At 55.1% G+C, this 16,329-nt stretch carries 14 protein-coding genes; 3 read left to right on the plus strand and 11 right to left on the minus strand.

Going from position 1 to position 16,329, the window contains the following annotated elements; all coding sequences use genetic code 11:
• Positions 1-35: 35 nt before the first annotated feature.
• The 6 genes from FRD01_RS10700 to FRD01_RS10725 form a co-directional block, all read right to left on the minus strand.
• Positions 36-455: a RidA family protein gene (locus FRD01_RS10700; protein WP_146959456.1), complete on the minus strand. Its 420-nt coding sequence runs from the start codon at positions 453-455 to the stop codon at positions 36-38.
• On the minus strand, positions 448-1,515 hold the full coding sequence (locus FRD01_RS10705; RefSeq protein WP_146959458.1) for a polyprenyl synthetase family protein: 1,068 nt from the start codon (positions 1,513-1,515) through the stop codon (positions 448-450). The genes FRD01_RS10700 and FRD01_RS10705 overlap by 8 nt, the downstream gene beginning before the upstream one ends.
• Positions 1,516-1,582: 67 nt before the next feature.
• A complete protein-coding gene (locus tag FRD01_RS10710) occupies positions 1,583-2,284 on the minus strand; it encodes a hypothetical protein (protein WP_146959460.1) in 702 nt (233 codons plus the stop codon).
• Positions 2,281-3,120 carry a hypothetical protein gene (locus FRD01_RS10715; protein WP_146959462.1) on the minus strand — a complete coding sequence of 280 codons (840 nt, stop codon included), beginning with the start codon at positions 3,118-3,120 and terminating at the stop codon, positions 2,281-2,283. Before FRD01_RS10715 ends, FRD01_RS10710 begins: the two co-directional genes overlap by 4 nt.
• Position 3,121: 1 nt before the next feature.
• Positions 3,122-3,859 carry a hypothetical protein gene (locus tag FRD01_RS10720; protein ID WP_146959464.1) on the minus strand — a complete coding sequence of 246 codons (738 nt, stop codon included), beginning with the start codon at positions 3,857-3,859 and terminating at the stop codon, positions 3,122-3,124.
• On the minus strand, positions 3,856-4,659 hold the full coding sequence (locus FRD01_RS10725) for a hypothetical protein (protein WP_146959466.1): 804 nt from the start codon (positions 4,657-4,659) through the stop codon (positions 3,856-3,858). The genes FRD01_RS10720 and FRD01_RS10725 overlap by 4 nt, the downstream gene beginning before the upstream one ends.
• A 179-nt stretch (positions 4,660-4,838) precedes the next feature.
• On the opposite strand from FRD01_RS10725, the gene FRD01_RS10730 reads away from it, so the two are divergent.
• Positions 4,839-5,789 carry a PEGA domain-containing protein gene (locus FRD01_RS10730; RefSeq protein ID WP_146959468.1) on the plus strand — a complete coding sequence of 317 codons (951 nt, stop codon included), beginning with the start codon at positions 4,839-4,841 and terminating at the stop codon, positions 5,787-5,789.
• Here FRD01_RS10730 and FRD01_RS10735 read toward each other — a convergent pair.
• From FRD01_RS10735 to FRD01_RS10750, 4 genes are all read right to left on the minus strand, one after another.
• Positions 5,786-7,117: a cytochrome P450 gene (locus FRD01_RS10735; RefSeq protein WP_146959470.1), complete on the minus strand. Its 1,332-nt coding sequence runs from the start codon at positions 7,115-7,117 to the stop codon at positions 5,786-5,788. The two genes, FRD01_RS10730 and FRD01_RS10735, sit on opposite strands and share 4 nt — an antisense overlap.
• Complete coding sequence (locus FRD01_RS10740; RefSeq protein WP_146959472.1) at positions 7,117-7,590, minus strand: hypothetical protein; 474 nt, start codon at positions 7,588-7,590, stop codon at positions 7,117-7,119. Before FRD01_RS10740 ends, FRD01_RS10735 begins: the two co-directional genes overlap by 1 nt.
• An 11-nt stretch (positions 7,591-7,601) precedes the next feature.
• Positions 7,602-8,585 (minus strand): hypothetical protein, encoded by a 984-nt coding sequence (locus FRD01_RS10745; RefSeq protein ID WP_146959474.1) that lies wholly within the window; start codon positions 8,583-8,585, stop codon positions 7,602-7,604.
• Positions 8,586-8,715: 130 nt separating this feature from the next.
• The gene (locus FRD01_RS10750; protein ID WP_249756174.1) at positions 8,716-10,062 is read right to left on the minus strand and encodes a serine/threonine protein kinase; all 1,347 of its coding nucleotides are present in this window, start codon (positions 10,060-10,062) and stop codon (positions 8,716-8,718) included.
• A 41-nt stretch (positions 10,063-10,103) separates the two neighbouring features.
• Here FRD01_RS10750 and FRD01_RS10755 point away from each other — a divergent pair, with 41 nt between their 5' ends.
• The gene (locus tag FRD01_RS10755) at positions 10,104-11,249 is read left to right on the plus strand and encodes a phosphatase domain-containing protein (RefSeq protein WP_146959478.1); all 1,146 of its coding nucleotides are present in this window, start codon (positions 10,104-10,106) and stop codon (positions 11,247-11,249) included.
• Positions 11,242-12,858 carry a hypothetical protein gene (locus tag FRD01_RS10760; protein ID WP_146959480.1) on the plus strand — a complete coding sequence of 539 codons (1,617 nt, stop codon included), beginning with the start codon at positions 11,242-11,244 and terminating at the stop codon, positions 12,856-12,858. Before FRD01_RS10755 ends, FRD01_RS10760 begins: the two co-directional genes overlap by 8 nt.
• Here the strand turns inward: FRD01_RS10760 and FRD01_RS10765 are convergent.
• Positions 12,848-16,306 (minus strand): UvrD-helicase domain-containing protein, encoded by a 3,459-nt coding sequence (locus FRD01_RS10765; RefSeq protein ID WP_146959482.1) that lies wholly within the window; start codon positions 16,304-16,306, stop codon positions 12,848-12,850. The genes FRD01_RS10760 and FRD01_RS10765 overlap by 11 nt on opposite strands.
• Positions 16,307-16,329 lie beyond the last annotated feature (23 nt).

The raw sequence follows: 16,329 nt of genomic DNA on the forward strand, positions 1-16,329 counted from the left end.
TATCGTAATCTAGAGTCTGCCCTCGTTTACTAGAGCTAGGGCAAATGAGCAATTGCTTTGATCTCGATCAGCAGATTTGGATGCGGGAGTTCGCTGACGGCAACCGTGGTGCGGGTGGGCCCGGTTTCGGCGTCAAAATAGGTGTTGTAGACCTTGTTATAGCCTTTGAAGTCGTCCATGGAGACCAGGAATGTCGTGATATCGACGAGGTCTTTGAGGCTCGCGCCGACTTCGGCGAGGTAGGTCTCGATATTCTTAATAACCGCGTGTGTCTGGGCCTCAATATCGAGCGTGACACTGCCATCGGCGTGGATTTCCACGCCCTCATAGGTGTTATCAGGCCGGCGCGACGAGGTGCCGCATACGAAGACCAAATTCCCGACTACTTTGAGGTGCGGGTAGGCTCCAAGGGCCTGAGCGCGCCCTCCCACGATGATAGACTTTGAATCAGCCATTTTCTCTTGAGTGTTTGAGTTCTGCGATCGGTGCCAGAAAGAGATCGACGATTGCGCTGACGAGCGCTTTGAGTTGTGGAGCCTCGTCAAGCGCAGGCTCGCTGAGCGCGAGGGCCGCGCGCCTGTCGATCTCGGCTAGCGTGAAATCAAGCGCTCCCGTGGTCAGGAATAGCTGCGTCGCGCGCTGAATATCCGCGTCTGTGACCAGTTCGCGTTCTCGCCGGAGCAGGTCTCGAAGCCACGCCGAATCCTCAGGAGAAGCGTTCTCCAGGGTATGAATGACCAGCGCGGAGATCTTTCCTTCCGCGATATCACTTCCAGGGCGCTCACGGCCCTTCTGACCAAAGATATCGAGGACGTCATCTTGAATCTGGAAGATGACCCCAAGGTGACCTGCGGCACGCGTCATGCCGTCAACAAGTTGGCTCGAAGCTCCTGCGATCTCCGCAGCTCCTGCTAGTGGGAGAGCAAAAAGACCGCTCGTCTTGCCTTCGACCATTTTGACGTAATCCGCCCAAGTTGGGACATCATCTTGTTGAAGCAGGAATTCGCGCTCTTGGCCGTCAATGACACGAACGGTTTCCTTGAGAACTCGGTCGCTGAGGCTTTCGCGCAAGTCCGCGGAGCCGGGTACTTTTCTGACGAGCATGAGCGTGTAGTAAAGCATCGCGTCGCCCAGGTTGATCGCGCGGGCTTCGCCGTACTTCACCCAAATGGTTTCTGCTCCTCGGCGTATGCGGTCCCCGTCCTGCAGATCATCATGAACAAGCGTCGCGTTGTGCAAAATCTCGCAAGCCGCGCCGAACGCGACCACGTTCTTTGGGTCTGAGCCGAGCGCGTCGGCCACAGCTAATGGGAGCACCGCCCTTAACCTCTTCCCGCCTGTTTCAAGGTGATACCTCGTCATCTCGACGAGCGATGAGCCGTCCGGCGAGCCGCTAAGCACGGTGCTATCCAACACGTCCATGATCTGCGGAAGGTGTTGTTGGCGAAGCTCGTCAATGCGCTCCGCCCATGAAAATTCAGCCATTGGTGCAACCCAGTTCAAACTCGCGCTCATGATGCCTCTTTGTTCATGGTTGTCCAGCTAAGATGCACACCCCTGAATTTTGGTGCCCAATGTGTGTTTAGTACTCGGCCGATAGCGTCACGCGAAACCCAAAGCTCGCGCCAAACGAACGCACACCAAGCCGGAAGGTGTTTTCGGAAAGCACCCCGTCAGAATAGAGCAACCGAACTCGGTAACCGAACTCGTTGGAAGTGCACGAGACGAACTCAGACTCACAAGACCAATCTTCCCCTACGACGTCCCAGCCTTGCAAACCACACGCGCTCAAAGGGGTGATATCAGCGTTCAGGATGAACGAGCGCCCGCGGCATCCGGTGAGCTCTAGGGCGAACCAGTCCGTGTCGTCTTCACAGAGCGTAGCGTCTTGAGTTAGCGGGCCAGTCACCAAATCACCGCCGCGAACACATCCAAGCTCCTCGCTGATCAACGTCGCCGTAGACGGACGGTCGTTGATTCTACCATCGTCGTCGCAACGCCTATCGCAAACAGGAAGCGTCCCACCATCGGGTCCATCCACATTGTTGATTACGATATCTGGAGGAGTGTCCTCCGGATCATCTGGACCCGGCATATCAGGTTCATCCACAGGATCGGGACCCGGGTCTGGGTCGGGTTCATCCTCCCCAACACAACGCAAGACTTCCGAGCGAAACTCACAGGTTTGGTCGTCTGGGCAGTCGGCGTCCAAAGCACATTGGTCCGGCGAAAAGGCACACCCCAAGGAGTGGATGATGGCCCAAAGCCCGACCCACTTCCTCATCGAATATCCAACACGGCAGTGTACTCAAACTCAGAGACATCGGCATTTACCACGCCAAAGTACCACGATTCAATGGAGCCAGACGGTGATACAAGCCAACGGGCGACTTTTGCGTCGCCATCATCGAAACACTCTACGCGTTCGCTTTCGCAGCCGATATTTGCGCCACCTCGGTTGATGCCGATGCTCCATTCCTCGACGAGGCAAATCGGGGCCGTAGTGACTCTTACTTCGACGATCACATCACGTTCGTCACACGGCACGATGATCTGATTGAACCAATCTCCTGGATCGCGCGGACAGACCTTACCCGAGACGGTATGGGTCCTTGGCGTTATCACGTTGCCACTCAGACAGCCTCCGGAGCTCCCCATGAGCGTGGCATCAAACCAGGAATCATCGGGCTCATTTGGAGAAAGGTCCTCGCAATTGGCAAAGATATCTCCCGCACACACGCCCGGATCTACGTTGTTTGTAGGATTGTTGGTGCCTTGGTTGGTGCCGTTAGTATTGTTCGTACCGTTGGTATTATTTACGTTATTTGTGCCGGACGTATTCTGACCATTGGTTGGATTATTCGCAGGTAGTGTAGCGTTATTTGTGCCAGCAATAGTCTCATTGTTATTTGAGTTGTTTTGCACATTATTTGAGACATTATTGGTGCCGCTATTATTGTTACCTACTGGCCTCTCTCCGGCAGTACATGTTCCACTATTGCACCATTCCCCGGCAAAACACTCGGAATCTTGCGCACATTGCGGGTCATCACCACACGCTTGCATTAGCCCAAGGGTCGCAACGCCAACCAAAATAAAGGGTGAAATCCTAATCTTCATTTCATTCTCTCATGACCCATCGAAGGTCGTATTCAAACTGAATGGCATTGGTAAATAGTGCTTCAACGGTAAAGGAGGCGCTTGATACCGAGTTGTTTGGGTTAACGATTGCCGTGATCTTCATACCGCCGTTAGGCAGTTGTTCGCATCGGATCTCGTCCGAAGGGGTCTCGCAGTCTTTGCCATCGATATAGGCGTTGACCTTAAACACGCTCGGGTCGCATTCGACCTTTGGCTCGAACGTTAGCTCCATGACATAGGATTTGGAGTCGCACCCGACGTAGAGCTGTGTAAACCGGTCTTTGACCTCGCGGGCACAAAGCACCTCGCTTCGCGTTTCATCCATTGGAGAGAACTCATCTCGGACCCGGCAGCCGTTGGTCGAGTTCGTAAAGCTCGTCGGAAAGGCATCGTCGATATCGTCTGGGTCTGAGCAAGAGGTGGTGAGTGGATCTACCACACACGCAAGGTCTGGAAGGGTCGGGGTTGTGTTGTTGACCCCTGGTTGCGTTGGTCCATTATTGCCACCCGTTGGATTGTTGGGGTTTGGATCGTCAGGGTTGTTGGTAGGATCTGGATTGTTCGGATTATTCGAGAGGTCAGACTCTTCAAGGCAAACACCCTGTGCGCATACCTCGCCCTTAAAGCAGTCCGACGCTCGAGAGCATTCGTTGGAATCTCCTCCACAGCTGAGAAGACCAATCGCCAAAAAGGGCAACAATCGGGGAAAAATATTCATCTCTGCTCCACCACCACTCGGAGGTCATACTCGGATTGTACACCCTCAAGACTCGTTACGGCTACGTAAGAGAGCAGCGATTGAGGACTCTGAGTGGGAGGCACATCGATCACGATTTTGTGCTCGGTGTCCGTGGAGGTGCATGTGGCTTCTTCTGGACAATCAAAGGAGAGTGATTCCAACGCGATGAGGTCGGCACTGCACTCGGCCTTCGGGGTCATGGTCCAGGTGACGCGAAGGTATGTCTCGCGGCAAGGATTGAAGTCGATATAGTACCAGTCCGCCTGATCGCGCGTACATTTGGTCGCGGTGAGCGTCAGGTCGAGAGGATTAAATTGTGACGTGGTAATGCACCCGGGCCGAGGGTCATTATGCAACCTCACGCCGTCGATCCAAGTATTGTTCTGTTCGTACTCGTCGTCCGAACACGAAGACTCGAGATGGTCCACCTCGCACTCAAGCCCGGTGCTCGAGTCCGGCTCCATGTCTTGTTCACCACCCATGTCTGGCTCGGAATTATTGGGGTTCACGATGGTATTGTTCGTGTTGTTGGGGTCCACGTTATTCGAGTTCGTGGGGTTGTTCTCGCCGTTCGTATTTGGGTTATTCTGGGTGCTTTGATTCGTCGGATTATTGTCCGAAGAATCCGAATTGTTTGGGTTCATTCCCTGAGGACCACACACACCTTCCATACAGACTTCGCCCGCAAAACAATCGTTATTGCTATTGCATTGGGCGGAATCAGAGCACGCCGACAAGAGAGCGAGCGACGAGAGCGCAAGGAGGAGTAGTTTTGACATTTGAGGTCCGAGCATCAGTAAACTTCTATTGAACTTCTATCCGCGTTTCATTGAAGTCATTATACATCCAAAGTTCAACACCTTGTCCCTGAAAAAGTCTGAAGAATAGGTATTGGGCGTCTGTCACAGATGGTCACAAGCGGTTATAGTACGCGCGTTGAACCGACTCTGGATAAGTTATGAAATGGATTGCGTGTGTTTTGAGTCTTTCGTTGATGCTTGGGAGCAGCAGCGTTTTAGCCCAGCCCAAGTTTGAGGATTTGAGCGAGGAAAATAAGGCGGAGCTCACGCGAGTTATCGAAGAAGGAAAGGCCACGTACAACCGCGGAGAGTTCCAACGCTCGCTCAAACTATTCCAAGAGGCCTATGATATCTTGCCTCATCCGGACATTTTGTATCGTTTGGGACTTTGCCACGAGCGCCTCGGAGACGACGCGGAGGCAGTCAGATACTACCGGCGATTCCTGAGCGAGGTCCCGGAAGCGCCCGAGCGCCCCAGGATCGAGAAGACCATCGCGCTTATAGAAGACCGTATATCCCGCTCGACGATTAGCATTTCAACCATTCCCGAGGGAGCCGTAGTCTATATTGACGATCGAGCGAATGGCCCCGCAGGCCTTACGCCCACACAGCTTCCGGTCAAACCTGGGAACTATCGTGTGATAGTGAGAAAGGAAGGATTCCAGCTCACTGAGGAATTGGTGACGGTTAAGGCCGGCGCTACGGTTCAGCTTCGGTATCAGCTGATTCCGGAGGAGAACGTAGCCAAGGAAGAGGTGGTCACGTATCCGAATATTCTGCCGGTTGTGGGCCTGACGGCGATCGGAATCGGCTCTGGAATTGCCGGTATGGTCTTCTTTTCGAGCTATATGGACGATGCGGACCAGCTCCAACGTTTGGACGATATTCGACGTGTGGATCCGGAGCAGGTCACGCGAGTTCAGTACGAAAACACCGAGTCCTCGAAGAACACGAACCTCGCGCTCGGCATCGGATTTACTGGGCTCGCCGTAGGCGCGCTCGTGGGTGCATACTTGGTTTGGGAGCTTTCCGAGCCAGTGGTTCAAACCTCGCAGGTCGGCTTCTCTTGGGATAATGGCCCACAGGTCGGCTTTACGCAGCAGTTCTAGCGCCGATGGACTCGGACCGTGACGGGCACCACTGGTCGCATGGTCACGGCTGGCGAAACCTGCATATCGGTGGTCATTCGAAGCTCGAAGTCGATGTGCTGAGCCATAGACGCCACGATCAGAATGGCTTCCATCATGGCAAAATGATTGCCGATGCAGATGCGAGCACCGCCCCCAAAGGGCAAGTAGGCATGCCGAGGCAGAGACTTCTCGAAACCAGGCTCCAACCAACGCTGAGGCCTAAACTCGTCGGGGTTTTCAAACACGTCTGGCTTACGGTGTAGGACCATCTGCGAAATCAAAATCTGCATACCCTTTTTGACTTCGTAATCCCCTAGAGTGGTGTCCCGAATCGCCTGGCGCCCGATGATCCACGCTGGCGGATAGAGGCGCATGGACTCCTTGATCACGGCGTTGAGATAGCTCAACGATTGAAGGTCATCAAAGCCAGCCTGTCGCTTCTGAAGTACGCGGTCAACCTCTTCAAAGACCTTGTCGAGCACATCTCGGTGTTGCACGAGCAGAAACCAGGTATAGGTGGCGACGAGGGCCGTGGTCTCGTGGCCGGCGAGGAACATCGTGATGACTTCATCGCGTAGCTGCTTGTCATCCATGCCCTCGCCTTCATCGTCCTTGGCCTGAATGAGGCGCCACAAAAGGTCGTGCCCCTCCTCGCCTCCACGCCGCTTCTCGATTAGGCCGTAGACCACTTCATCGAGCCTCTCAATGGAATGCTTGAAGTCCTTTCGGGCTGGCATTGGAAAGACTTCTGGCACCCAACGCCACGGCGTGTGGGTCATCAGGTGGAAGTAGTGCATCGCCACGTCGACGTGATGGGACACCTCGTCGAGCTCAGGTCCTGAATCCAGGTTGAAGAGTGTCTTGACCACGATCTCCATGGTCAGATGCATCATATCCTGATGCAGGTCTCGTTCTTCGCCGTGTTTCCAGCGACCCACGGCGTCGGTGCTGAGCTGACTCATGATGTCTGCGTAGACGCTGACTTGGGTGCGCTGGAGGTTCGGCGAGGCGAGCTTTCGATTACGCTTCCATTGGTCGCCCTCGGCCGTCAGGAGGCCCTCACCAAGGAGTTCCTTGAGGTCGTGGGTGATCTCGTCTTTGTGAAAGTCCTGCGCTTTGGACACCAAAACTTCGTGAATAATGGCCGGATCTGAAACCAGTAGATTGTCCAAATTTCCAAGTCGGAAGCGCACCACATCCCCGTATTCTCTAGCCATACGCTGGATATAGGGAATCTGCTCCCGGATGAAATCAAGGGTATGTGGAATGGTTTGAAGGCCGTGTGGCCCGGGTGGTTTCTTGGACATTATCTAACCATCTCGAAGCTTCCGGAGGACACACAGCCAGATGGCCCCGTTCCTTTGAAGGTTCCCTGGATGGTGGTGTCGCTGATCGCGTTGCCTGTCCAACGGTACTGAATGGTTTGTGACCCCACGACCTCTTCGGTCACGAAGCTCACGCAAACTCCGTCTACTGCGCCATCTCGAAAGGTGAACGACTCGGGCAGATTGGTGTCGTTGAGCGCTAGAGACTCCGCCATCGGGTCGTGTTCGAGGCTAAGCGCGACCGAGCCCAGCTCGAATTTGTCCGTGTTCAGGAACTCTTGACGGCAGTCCTTTCGGTTGCCTTCCCCAACGATTTCCCAAGTACCGGTAAGCATCGCTTCGCCCGCACAGGGGTCGTCGGGCTCAAAATAGTCTTGATAGTCCTCGAGTGGAACACAACCGAAGAGTGCAAGAGAGGCGAGAGCCACGAGTGAAATACTAATGATTCGTTTCATCTTTGGTCTCCTTAGAAGTGCACGTTCAGCATGGTCGTAAAGGACTGCGGAAGCGACTCGCCGTGCAGTTCTGCGAAGGTCATATTGTAGTCCACGGAGAGCGAGACGCGAACGGTGTAGGTTCTGAAGAGGAGCACACCACCGCGAACGTACGTGCCGAGCGCCCATGCCTGCTCGTCAAAATCGCCTTCGTGAGTCGTGGTGATGACGCTACCAGTGACCACAACGTCTCTTCGTGTGTCCGAGATAAATCGCAGGCCAGCTCCTCCGCCGATAAATGGAGCGATATTTCCCTGACCGAAGACAAAATAGGCACCGAGGTCAAACGGAACCTCGATGAAATGGTCTTCGGCTGATGGGTCTGCCTGAAAACGCACGCCGATTCTGGGGCCGATAGCAAAGTGCGGCGTCTCGTACCAATAGGCGAGGTCCATCGCCACGCCGAATGGGACCTCAGCGTAACCGCGCGCAGGAATGAGCGCTCCGACGCCGAGAGCCAGCCCACCGAAGCCTTGTTTTCGCTTGGGCGGTGCAACTTCGTCGGTGGTGATGGTTCCGAGCTCGGCGGTATCCGACACGGGTTTGTTGGAGGCGAGTGCCTCGGCAAGGCGGGCCGCCACCGTCTCGAGCTCCTCGATCTGAGTCACACTCATTCGCTCGGACCGGCGAAGATCACCAGACTTGTTTACGAGTTCGACCGTCACGATGATCTTTTCTCCGAGACGTCCAATCGACCCGTAGACACCATCGGTGGCCCCTGTCTGGTTAACCACGGCCGTTGCGCATTGTGCATCTGCACAGACGGTCTCCGAGCGCACAAATTGGACGCCCATCGCCTTGGTAATCTCTGTTTGGAGCAGGTCTCTGAAAGTCTCCGCGTCGTCAGGCGAGACCTGCCGAGTCTGAAAACTCATCATTACCCAAGGGTTCGCAGAAGCCGTCAGCGGCACTGCGAGCGAAGCGAAAACCATCACCAAAAACATCATCCATTTCATTTGGTCTTCCTAAGTGTACACGCGGGCTCTTTCCGCGTTGCGATTCCTGCGATTTCTTCAGTTCGTGCGGTAGTCTTGCAGAGGGCGCAACATACTTCAACACCTGGGCAGCCCGGTGATGCAAAGACTGCTAGAGGCTAAGCCACGCGACCAAGGCGAGCACCAGCACGATAATCACACCGGTGATTATCTTGGCGGCGGTCGAGCCATGGGCTTTCTCATCGCGCGGGTCGACGACGGATGGGTCGCTCAAGGCAAGAGGCTTCGACTCTTTTGGCGTCTCTCGTTCCGGCGCCGGCGAGATGGTGGAGACATGAGGCGTAGGCTGGTGGCGGCGCCTCGGTCTGGAGAAAATCTGCACCGGAGGGGCTTCGGAAGATTCGGACGGCTCGGAGAGCCCGGGGCTCGGCACGCCATGCATAGGAGTTTGTTTGGCGTGATGCGGTGTATCCTGGCGAAAACGGCCGTGATGGGCTGAATCGGCCATAAAATCGTCTCGCCTAAAATCCAGCCATTTGCGCAAATCATCTTGGAAATCAGAAGCGCTTTGATAGCGTTCTTCGGGCCGCTTTTCGAGCGCCTTCATCACAATCTTCGTCAACTTGGCGTCAACGCTCGACCCCATGGCCGGCGGCGCCTGACTTTGATGCGCGAGGATGATCGCATAGGCGCTATCACCGTCAAACGGAAGCCGACCAGCGAGCAACTCATAGAGGATCACTCCCACGCTGTAGAGGTCTGAGCGCTCATCCACGTCCGGATTCAGGCCCTGTTCCGGCGATATGTACTCAGGCGTTCCGTAAATCTTTCCAACCACACTCAAGAACGGGTCCGAGCGTTGGTCCTTGACCTTCGCGATCCCGAAGTCGAGGAGTTTGACCATCTCGAGGCCGTCTCTCTGATTGAAATAGACGTTCTCGGGTTTGATATCACGGTGGACGAATCCAGCGTCATGCACGGCCTTGAGCCCCGCGAGGATCTCGAGCACCACCTCGACGGACTCCTCCTGACTCATTCGGCGTGTGTACATGCGGTCGAAAAGCTCCTCCCCTTTGAGCATCTCCATCGCAAGAAACGCGTGGCCTTCCTGAGTCTGCCCAAATTCGTAGACGCGCGTCACATGAGGGGAGCGAATCGCGCGGGAGATCTGAGCTTCTCGTTTGAAACGCTCGGAAATTGCCCAATCGTCCATATACTCAGGCGAAATGACCTTAAGCGCTACGGGCCCGAGCCGCCTGCCATCCTGCATTTGGCGCTCGGCCGCATAGACTTCTCCCATGCCACCCGCTGCCACAAATTTGAGAATTTTATAGGGACCAAACGGCGCGCCGGGCATCAGCAGGCGCTTGATGACCTTTTCGTCGTTGATATCGTGAAATTCAACGAGCTCATCGACCGAAGAAATATCTTCGATGACGTCGGAGTCCTCGATCAGCTCGATGAGCTCCGGAGGTAGTTCTACGAGGGTACTTTTCACGTGCGTTTTCGACATTGGGAGAAATTCTCAAGAACAGTATAGTGCGAAAACTCTTTCGGGGCCAAGAACTCGTGTTCCTTGATGAAGCTCACATAAATGCAACTCGCCGCAAAGTCTACGTTGACCGCATAAAACGTGCACTTGAGCGCATTCGCGTCATTGACGGACGCGACGCGCTACAGCTTGCAACCGACCTCGTAGAGAGTTTTGACTTCGCGCTCGAGAACCATCTTGCGGAATGGAGCCGCGTGGAACTGAAGCCGCATCTTGGCGTAGGTACACGGGAATTCCTCAGAGTGCGAGGAAGAATCGCCGAGCGCTCGAACGTCGCTCTGCCCTCTCCGGAGGATGAGGCCTTCGATATTTTGGTCTCGTGCTGGTACAGATTTCGTATTCACGCTCAAGCTCCGACGCCAATACTCGTCAAGCGAGGTCAGGCCGAAGTCCTGACGTCCACGGATGAAGAGGGGTTCTTCGATACCATGATCAGCGCGCAACCTGAGCTCGGCGACCCCGACTACGTGGTGGACGTGGTCATTGGTGACCAGGCTACGATTCGCGCGGAAGGCGTCACGAGCAGGAGCCTCGTGCCACACTCTAAGTCACCTCGGTGCGCCATCGTGGACCTCGACGGCCTGCTCCTTAATCATCCGGTGTCTCGCTACACTCAGGTTTTGGGGGAGCTTGTCCTCGGAGAATTTCAGCGGCGCCGACGCCCCGTGGATGGTCTAGGCACGTATCTGCACCGGCTAGCCGAGGGGAATCCGTATCCCTGCCCAATTTTCTACGTGAGCCACGCGCCTCGACACCTCTACAAACACCTTGAAGCTGCCATTCAATACGCCGGCCTTCCTGAGGGCTATCTTCACCTGAGGGATTACGATATGCGGCTGAGGTCGATGCCGACGCCGCCGGCGAATATCCTCGAGATGCTGATGGCTCATGAGCTCTTAGAGATGTTCCCGGAGCAGAGGTTCGTTGCCGTGGGGTCGAGACGCCGCGCGGACTCGTACAGTCCGCTGATCAAGGCCATGGCTCATCGTCTCGACTGCTTGATGCTGGTGGGATCCGAAGGCCCGCCGGAAGATTTGACAAGTCTTTGCAGAGAGCTTGATCTGGACATGATTTGCGACCTTCCACCCGCGCTTCAGCGGTATCTGGTCAATTTGGAGTGGGCGCGTGAGTAGGTACGCGGCCATACTTCTAGCGGCCTTGCTTTTGGTGGCTGGCTGCAAGAAGGAATCTTCCACGCCGGTTCCCGCGACTTCGGACCTTGTACTCTATGCTCAAACCCTGGGGAGTTTGGTCCGAAGCGCGGATGCATTGGCCACGCGGACAGACTCGCGCTGGCGCCTCGTCTCATTCAAAGAGGCGGTCTTTCGCAATGTTGGACTCGACATCTACAGCAAGGAATTTTGGGACCTCATCGATATTGACTTTGAGAAGCCATCCACGCTCTTTTCAGACGAAGGGATCTGGGTGATTCGCGGCACAAGAGACAAAGAGAAATCGTTCGACGCGTGGCTGGAGCCTAAAGCCAAAGCCGGGACGTATAAGGTCGAGGTATTAAAGGCGGGCGATTTTGACGTGCAGATCATCTCGACGCCTCAAGACCCTTCTGCGATTTTCGCACGCGCCGTCTCGGGGGACCAAGTCTCATGGATTCCAGGGCCTCGGCTCGCGCCCGGCGCCGAGTGGACAAGCGCATCGCTAGCCAAGTCGTTTGAGGCGTGGAGCGCGCTAGAATCAGCCGGTTCGTGGCGCTCCAAACCGTGGACCACTGATTTTCAAACACCCGATGACACTTGGCCTATCGTTGGTGGGTTTCGCACGAAGAGCTTCATCGAAGATAAGACTGGCACGGACCATGCCGAAGGACTCTGGAGCCGGATGCGGAATCAGTTCGGTCCGATGGGCGTAAAGATCGGATGGCGAAGTCCGGCACAGGTCGAAATCTTGGTCCGAACGCATGTGGATTTAAGTGAGCCATCATTCGTCAAAGAGATTCAAGGCGCGTCCAATTTGAATCCGGAGATCGGCGGGCTCGTCGTGCCTGGCGTACTCGGCGTGGCGCGTTTGTCGGTCAATCCAAAAAAGACTTTTGACCTGGTGCGTAGCGGACTCCCGCCGGAACAACGCGTGGAGCTCGACCGCTTTCTGGCGCAGCTCGATGAGACACTCGCGATCGACCTTGTGAAGGATGTTTTGGACAATCTTCCGGGGCATTTTATCGCAATCATCTACGGCTTTGATGTCAAGCAGTTACAGGCCGAAGGGGCGAGTCTTTACTCCAACCTCTTCTTTCTTCGAGCGACCCGTGAGGCACTTTACGTGCCGCTAAAGCAGTCGAGTGTGATGGAGAATGTTCTGGACGCGTGGACCCAGATCAGTCCGCACCTCAGCCGGCAGCGTGTTGAGAACTCGGTGCAATACGCGTGGGTCAAAGACAACATTCTGAGCTGGGCAATCTTGTTGAACCAAGACCATATGATCGTGGTGGACTCAACGGCCGCTTTCGACCGCGCGCTCGCCTACCAACGAAACCCTCGCGCCATTCCGGTCGCTGACCCACTGATCGCCGAGCTCTTGGAAACCCCAAACCGGACGGGAATGGTTTTGGACGCTCGCGGTCTTGCGAATCTGGTGGCCACGGGAGATGAGCCCGTTGAGTGGATAGAAGAGTACCTGGGTCCATTTCGGCAAATGCAGATTATTGGGGACTCTCTTGGAGGGGCCAAAGGAGAGATCCGGTTAAAGCTGGAGCTTGACGAAGCGGCCAAGGCGGCTAGTAAATAGGCGCGGCCACGAGGTCAGACTCGTAGTTTAGCAAATCCTCGAACTCCGGCCTGGCTGACCAGACTCCCTCGGTCGCATTCATTCCGCGCAGGAAGAAGTAGAGATATCCCCCAAAACGCGCGTCGTATTCTTCTTTGGTGTGAAGCCGCAACATGCGCGCGACCGCAAGCCCGTAGAGAGATGCCTGAGTCCCGTAATTCTTGGCCACATGGTGCTCGAGCAAGTCCTTTGAGTAGTTCTCAAGGGTGTCCGACTTCCAGTCCGCGAAATAGATCTTGGAGTCGTATTCGAAGAGTAAGTCGATAAACCCTTTGATCCACCCGCGCTCAATCCGAAAAGGCCCATCCGGCCGAATATCCAACCCGAATTCACCTTCGGGGATGGGGAACATGAACTCCACCTCTTTGAGTACACGCGACGCCTGGCCGAGCCGAGGCATTGTCTTTGAGTCCGGGAGTTCAATCTGAGCCGACAACGTGGCATGTACAATCGACTCACAATAATTTCGGTAGGTTGGGTCAATGGCGTAGCGCTTGAAGTTCGTGTCAAAAACCTTGGTTGTAGCGGGCAGTGAACGCCAGTCATCAAGACCAAGAGGCTCCGAGAAATACTCGAGGTCCTCTAGAATTTGGTGGAGAAAGACCCCCTGTAAGGCGCCGCCTGGCAGCTCCTCTTCCTTTCTCCATGCCGAGGGAATCTGTGCGGGCTCGGCCTCAAATGGCTCGGCTGTGCCATCAAGGTCATCCGCGGCAGTCGCCTTATAACCACCGGTAAAACGCTTCATCCGACTATAAGAGCTGATGACGAAGCTCTTTGGTCTCAAGTCTTCGTTAAACGCTCTCAGAGTCTCTAGCTGGATCTCCTGTCGAACAATCCGCGGCGGGAGAACGCGGGGCGCATTTTCATCCCATGGAAAGATTGTGATTTCTTCGAAGAGCAATTCGTTAAGTGTGCGACTTCGCTGCATTGAAATGAGGCGGTCATTGAGCATCCTCATCATGCCGTCGAATTTATGGATGTCTTTTGCGCGACTTGCAAAAGGCACCACGATTCGCGCGCGAGCGCGCGTGATGCCAACGTAGAGGAGGCGGCGGTCTTCTTCGGCGATTTCGTGGCGCGCAAGCTCGATGGCTTTTGGGGCGTAGGGCTTGCCGATATGAAGGATTCTGCGGTGGCCCCAGTGCAAGGTTGTGAACTCGTCGAAGGAGTTTCTCGATATCCCTCCGAAGAGAAAGACCACGTCCGCCTCGAGTCCCTTTGATTTGTGGAACGTCATAATCTGAACGGCGTCGCGTTCACTCTCAAGGCGCTGAATATCTCGGTCGTCATCACCGGCATGTTTCGTGCCGGAAACCCACGACGAGAGAGTCTCAATGAGGTCCTTGAAAGCCGTATTGGAGCCGTGTGAGGCTTCGAGTAACAGCTCGAAGATGTGCTGATAGTTTGTGAGTTCGCGCTCCGAATGACGGTCAAAAATCTCGCGGCGCACGATACCACTTCGGTCCAAGATATCGATGAAGAGGCGCTCAAAATCTCGCGCTTGGGCAAGTTCGCTCCACCGGATGAGCCGATCGAAAATCGGGTGTGTTTCGGGCAGGTCTCGACATCGTCCGAGGTCCTCGATATCCACCTCGAAAAAGTGCGTCATCCATGCCTTGATCCGACGATCCTCAAGGTGAGGCTCGTCAATGGCTCTGAGCACGTCCAAGACTTCAGCCGCTTCAGGCGTGGCGAAGAGGCCCTCGAGTTTGTAAAACGCAAAGGGCACCCCACGATCACGGAACACCTCTCCGATCCTGTGTTCTTCTCGCCTCGTCCTCGCCAGCACAAAGATATCGCTTGGTCCTACCCGCCTGAGCTCGCCTTCGTCCTGAAGAAAGATCGGTTCGTCACCCAAGATTTTCAGGATCTCATCAGCGATATAATGACCATAGGAATCGAAGAGATCATCACCATAAATTTTCTCTCCCCCTTTATCGAGACGCACCATAGAGAACGGAACGATATCGTTGCCGTGCTTATCCAGCGCGCGCAAAAACTCCTTTCCGGGCTCTACAGGCTCATCATAAGAAATTTTCTGGGCATCAAAAAAAGGATTACGGTCATTCTGATTAAAGACCGCGTTGTAGGCTTGAATGACCCTGGGTGTAGACCTGAAGTTCTGTTTGAGCGGAACAACCGGACTGCGTTTGGCCATCTGCTCCTTGGCCTGCAGGTAGGTATGAACGTCAGCTCCACGAAACCCGTAGATGGCCTGCTTCGGGTCGCCGATCACGAAAAGTCTATTGGTTGGGGATTCGAAGAAAAGGGTCTTGAAAATGTTCCACTGGACCTCGTCGGTGTCTTGAAACTCGTCCACGAGGGCGTACTTGTAACGCATTCTCAAAAACTGGATGAGGGCCGCGGCAGTGGGGTCTGACGGGTCCTTCATACGCTCCCAGACCGTGGTGAGCATATCATCGAAATCGTAGAAACCTCGCTCCTTTTCCCGAATATGTGCAGCCATCACGCGGGGCGCAAAGGCCTGCAAAACGGCTGCCTTTAAGGGTGGGAACTCAAGGAGCATGGTGTCGAGCGCGGGGCATCGATTCCTAAGTCCGTTGACCTTCTTGAGCCGTTGCCACCCCTCGACCCGATGGTCCACGGAGACGAGAAGGTCCGGGATGGGCCGACCTTTGACAAAGTCTTCAGCCACCTTGAACATCTCCATGGCAATCTCTTGCGCTTCCATGAAATCAGTGGGCACCGAATTGGACGCCAAACTCTCCAAGCCCTGCCATTCGGCGTCCCGACGCTCATGAAGCTGGGTGAGAGCACGCTCAAGATCATAAAGATTGAACTTCGGACGGATATCGGCGGGTGTGGTGCAAACCACGTAGAGTCCACGCTGAAGCTCTTCAAAGGAGTGCCTCGAGAGCCAATGCTCCAAAAGTTCTTTGAGGGGCGATTCCACGGCAATTTCAGTGCGCAATGCCTTATGGAACGCGCGCTCAAAGAGATGAGAGGAATCCTCGTGTGTCTGGTCAAAAAGCTTTCTCAGATAGAAGGCGTTTTCGCTCAAAATACGGCGGCAAAACCCGTGGATGGTGTGAATTGGCGCGCGATCAAACGCGTAGACCTGACTCTCAAGATAGAGTCTCGTGGATTCGTCGATCTCCCAGAACGCATCACCGGGTTTGAGCTCCACGTCTTCGGGGCGCGTGGTCAAAATGCGTTCAAGAAGGGCGCGGACTCGGCTTCGAAGCTCACTCGTGGCGCGTTCGGTATACGTAACCACTAAAATTTCCTCAACGCCAACGCGTGCCTCTGGCTTGAGCATGATTTCGATGATCAAGTGCTCGAGCGTGTAGGTCTTTCCGGTGCCAGCAGAAGCCTCGATCACCGCGTGGTGCTTCAGGGGGATCTGGGCCAGAATTTGGGGCTTGGGATAGCGCAAGGTCTGTGTCATACCGAGGACGATAGGCGGTCTTA

It is taken from the genome of Microvenator marinus, from assembly GCF_007993755.1.
Taxonomy (GTDB): Bacteria; Myxococcota_A; Bradymonadia; order Bradymonadales; family Bradymonadaceae; genus Allomicrovenator; species Allomicrovenator marinus.

What these genes read in the sequence shown, in the direction of transcription:
- FRD01_RS10705 (WP_146959458.1), bottom strand. Translation starts at nt 1,515, where the DNA reads ATGAGCGCGAGTTTGAACTGGGTTGCACCAATGGCTGAATTTTCATGG.
- FRD01_RS10765 (WP_146959482.1), bottom strand. Translation starts at nt 16,306, where the DNA reads ATGACACAGACCTTGCGCTATCCCAAGCCCCAAATTCTGGCCCAGATC.
- FRD01_RS10700 (WP_146959456.1), bottom strand. Translation starts at nt 455, where the DNA reads ATGGCTGATTCAAAGTCTATCATCGTGGGAGGGCGCGCTCAGGCCCTT.
- FRD01_RS10715 (WP_146959462.1), bottom strand. Translation starts at nt 3,120, where the DNA reads ATGAAGATTAGGATTTCACCCTTTATTTTGGTTGGCGTTGCGACCCTT.
- FRD01_RS10735 (WP_146959470.1), bottom strand. Translation starts at nt 7,117, where the DNA reads ATGTCCAAGAAACCACCCGGGCCACACGGCCTTCAAACCATTCCACAT.
- FRD01_RS10740 (WP_146959472.1), bottom strand. Translation starts at nt 7,590, where the DNA reads ATGAAACGAATCATTAGTATTTCACTCGTGGCTCTCGCCTCTCTTGCA.
- FRD01_RS10710 (WP_146959460.1), bottom strand. Translation starts at nt 2,284, where the DNA reads ATGAGGAAGTGGGTCGGGCTTTGGGCCATCATCCACTCCTTGGGGTGT.
- FRD01_RS10730 (WP_146959468.1), top strand. Translation starts at nt 4,839, where the DNA reads ATGAAATGGATTGCGTGTGTTTTGAGTCTTTCGTTGATGCTTGGGAGC.
- FRD01_RS10725 (WP_146959466.1), bottom strand. Translation starts at nt 4,659, where the DNA reads ATGTCAAAACTACTCCTCCTTGCGCTCTCGTCGCTCGCTCTCTTGTCG.
- FRD01_RS10745 (WP_146959474.1), bottom strand. Translation starts at nt 8,585, where the DNA reads ATGAAATGGATGATGTTTTTGGTGATGGTTTTCGCTTCGCTCGCAGTG.
- FRD01_RS10720 (WP_146959464.1), bottom strand. Translation starts at nt 3,859, where the DNA reads ATGAATATTTTTCCCCGATTGTTGCCCTTTTTGGCGATTGGTCTTCTC.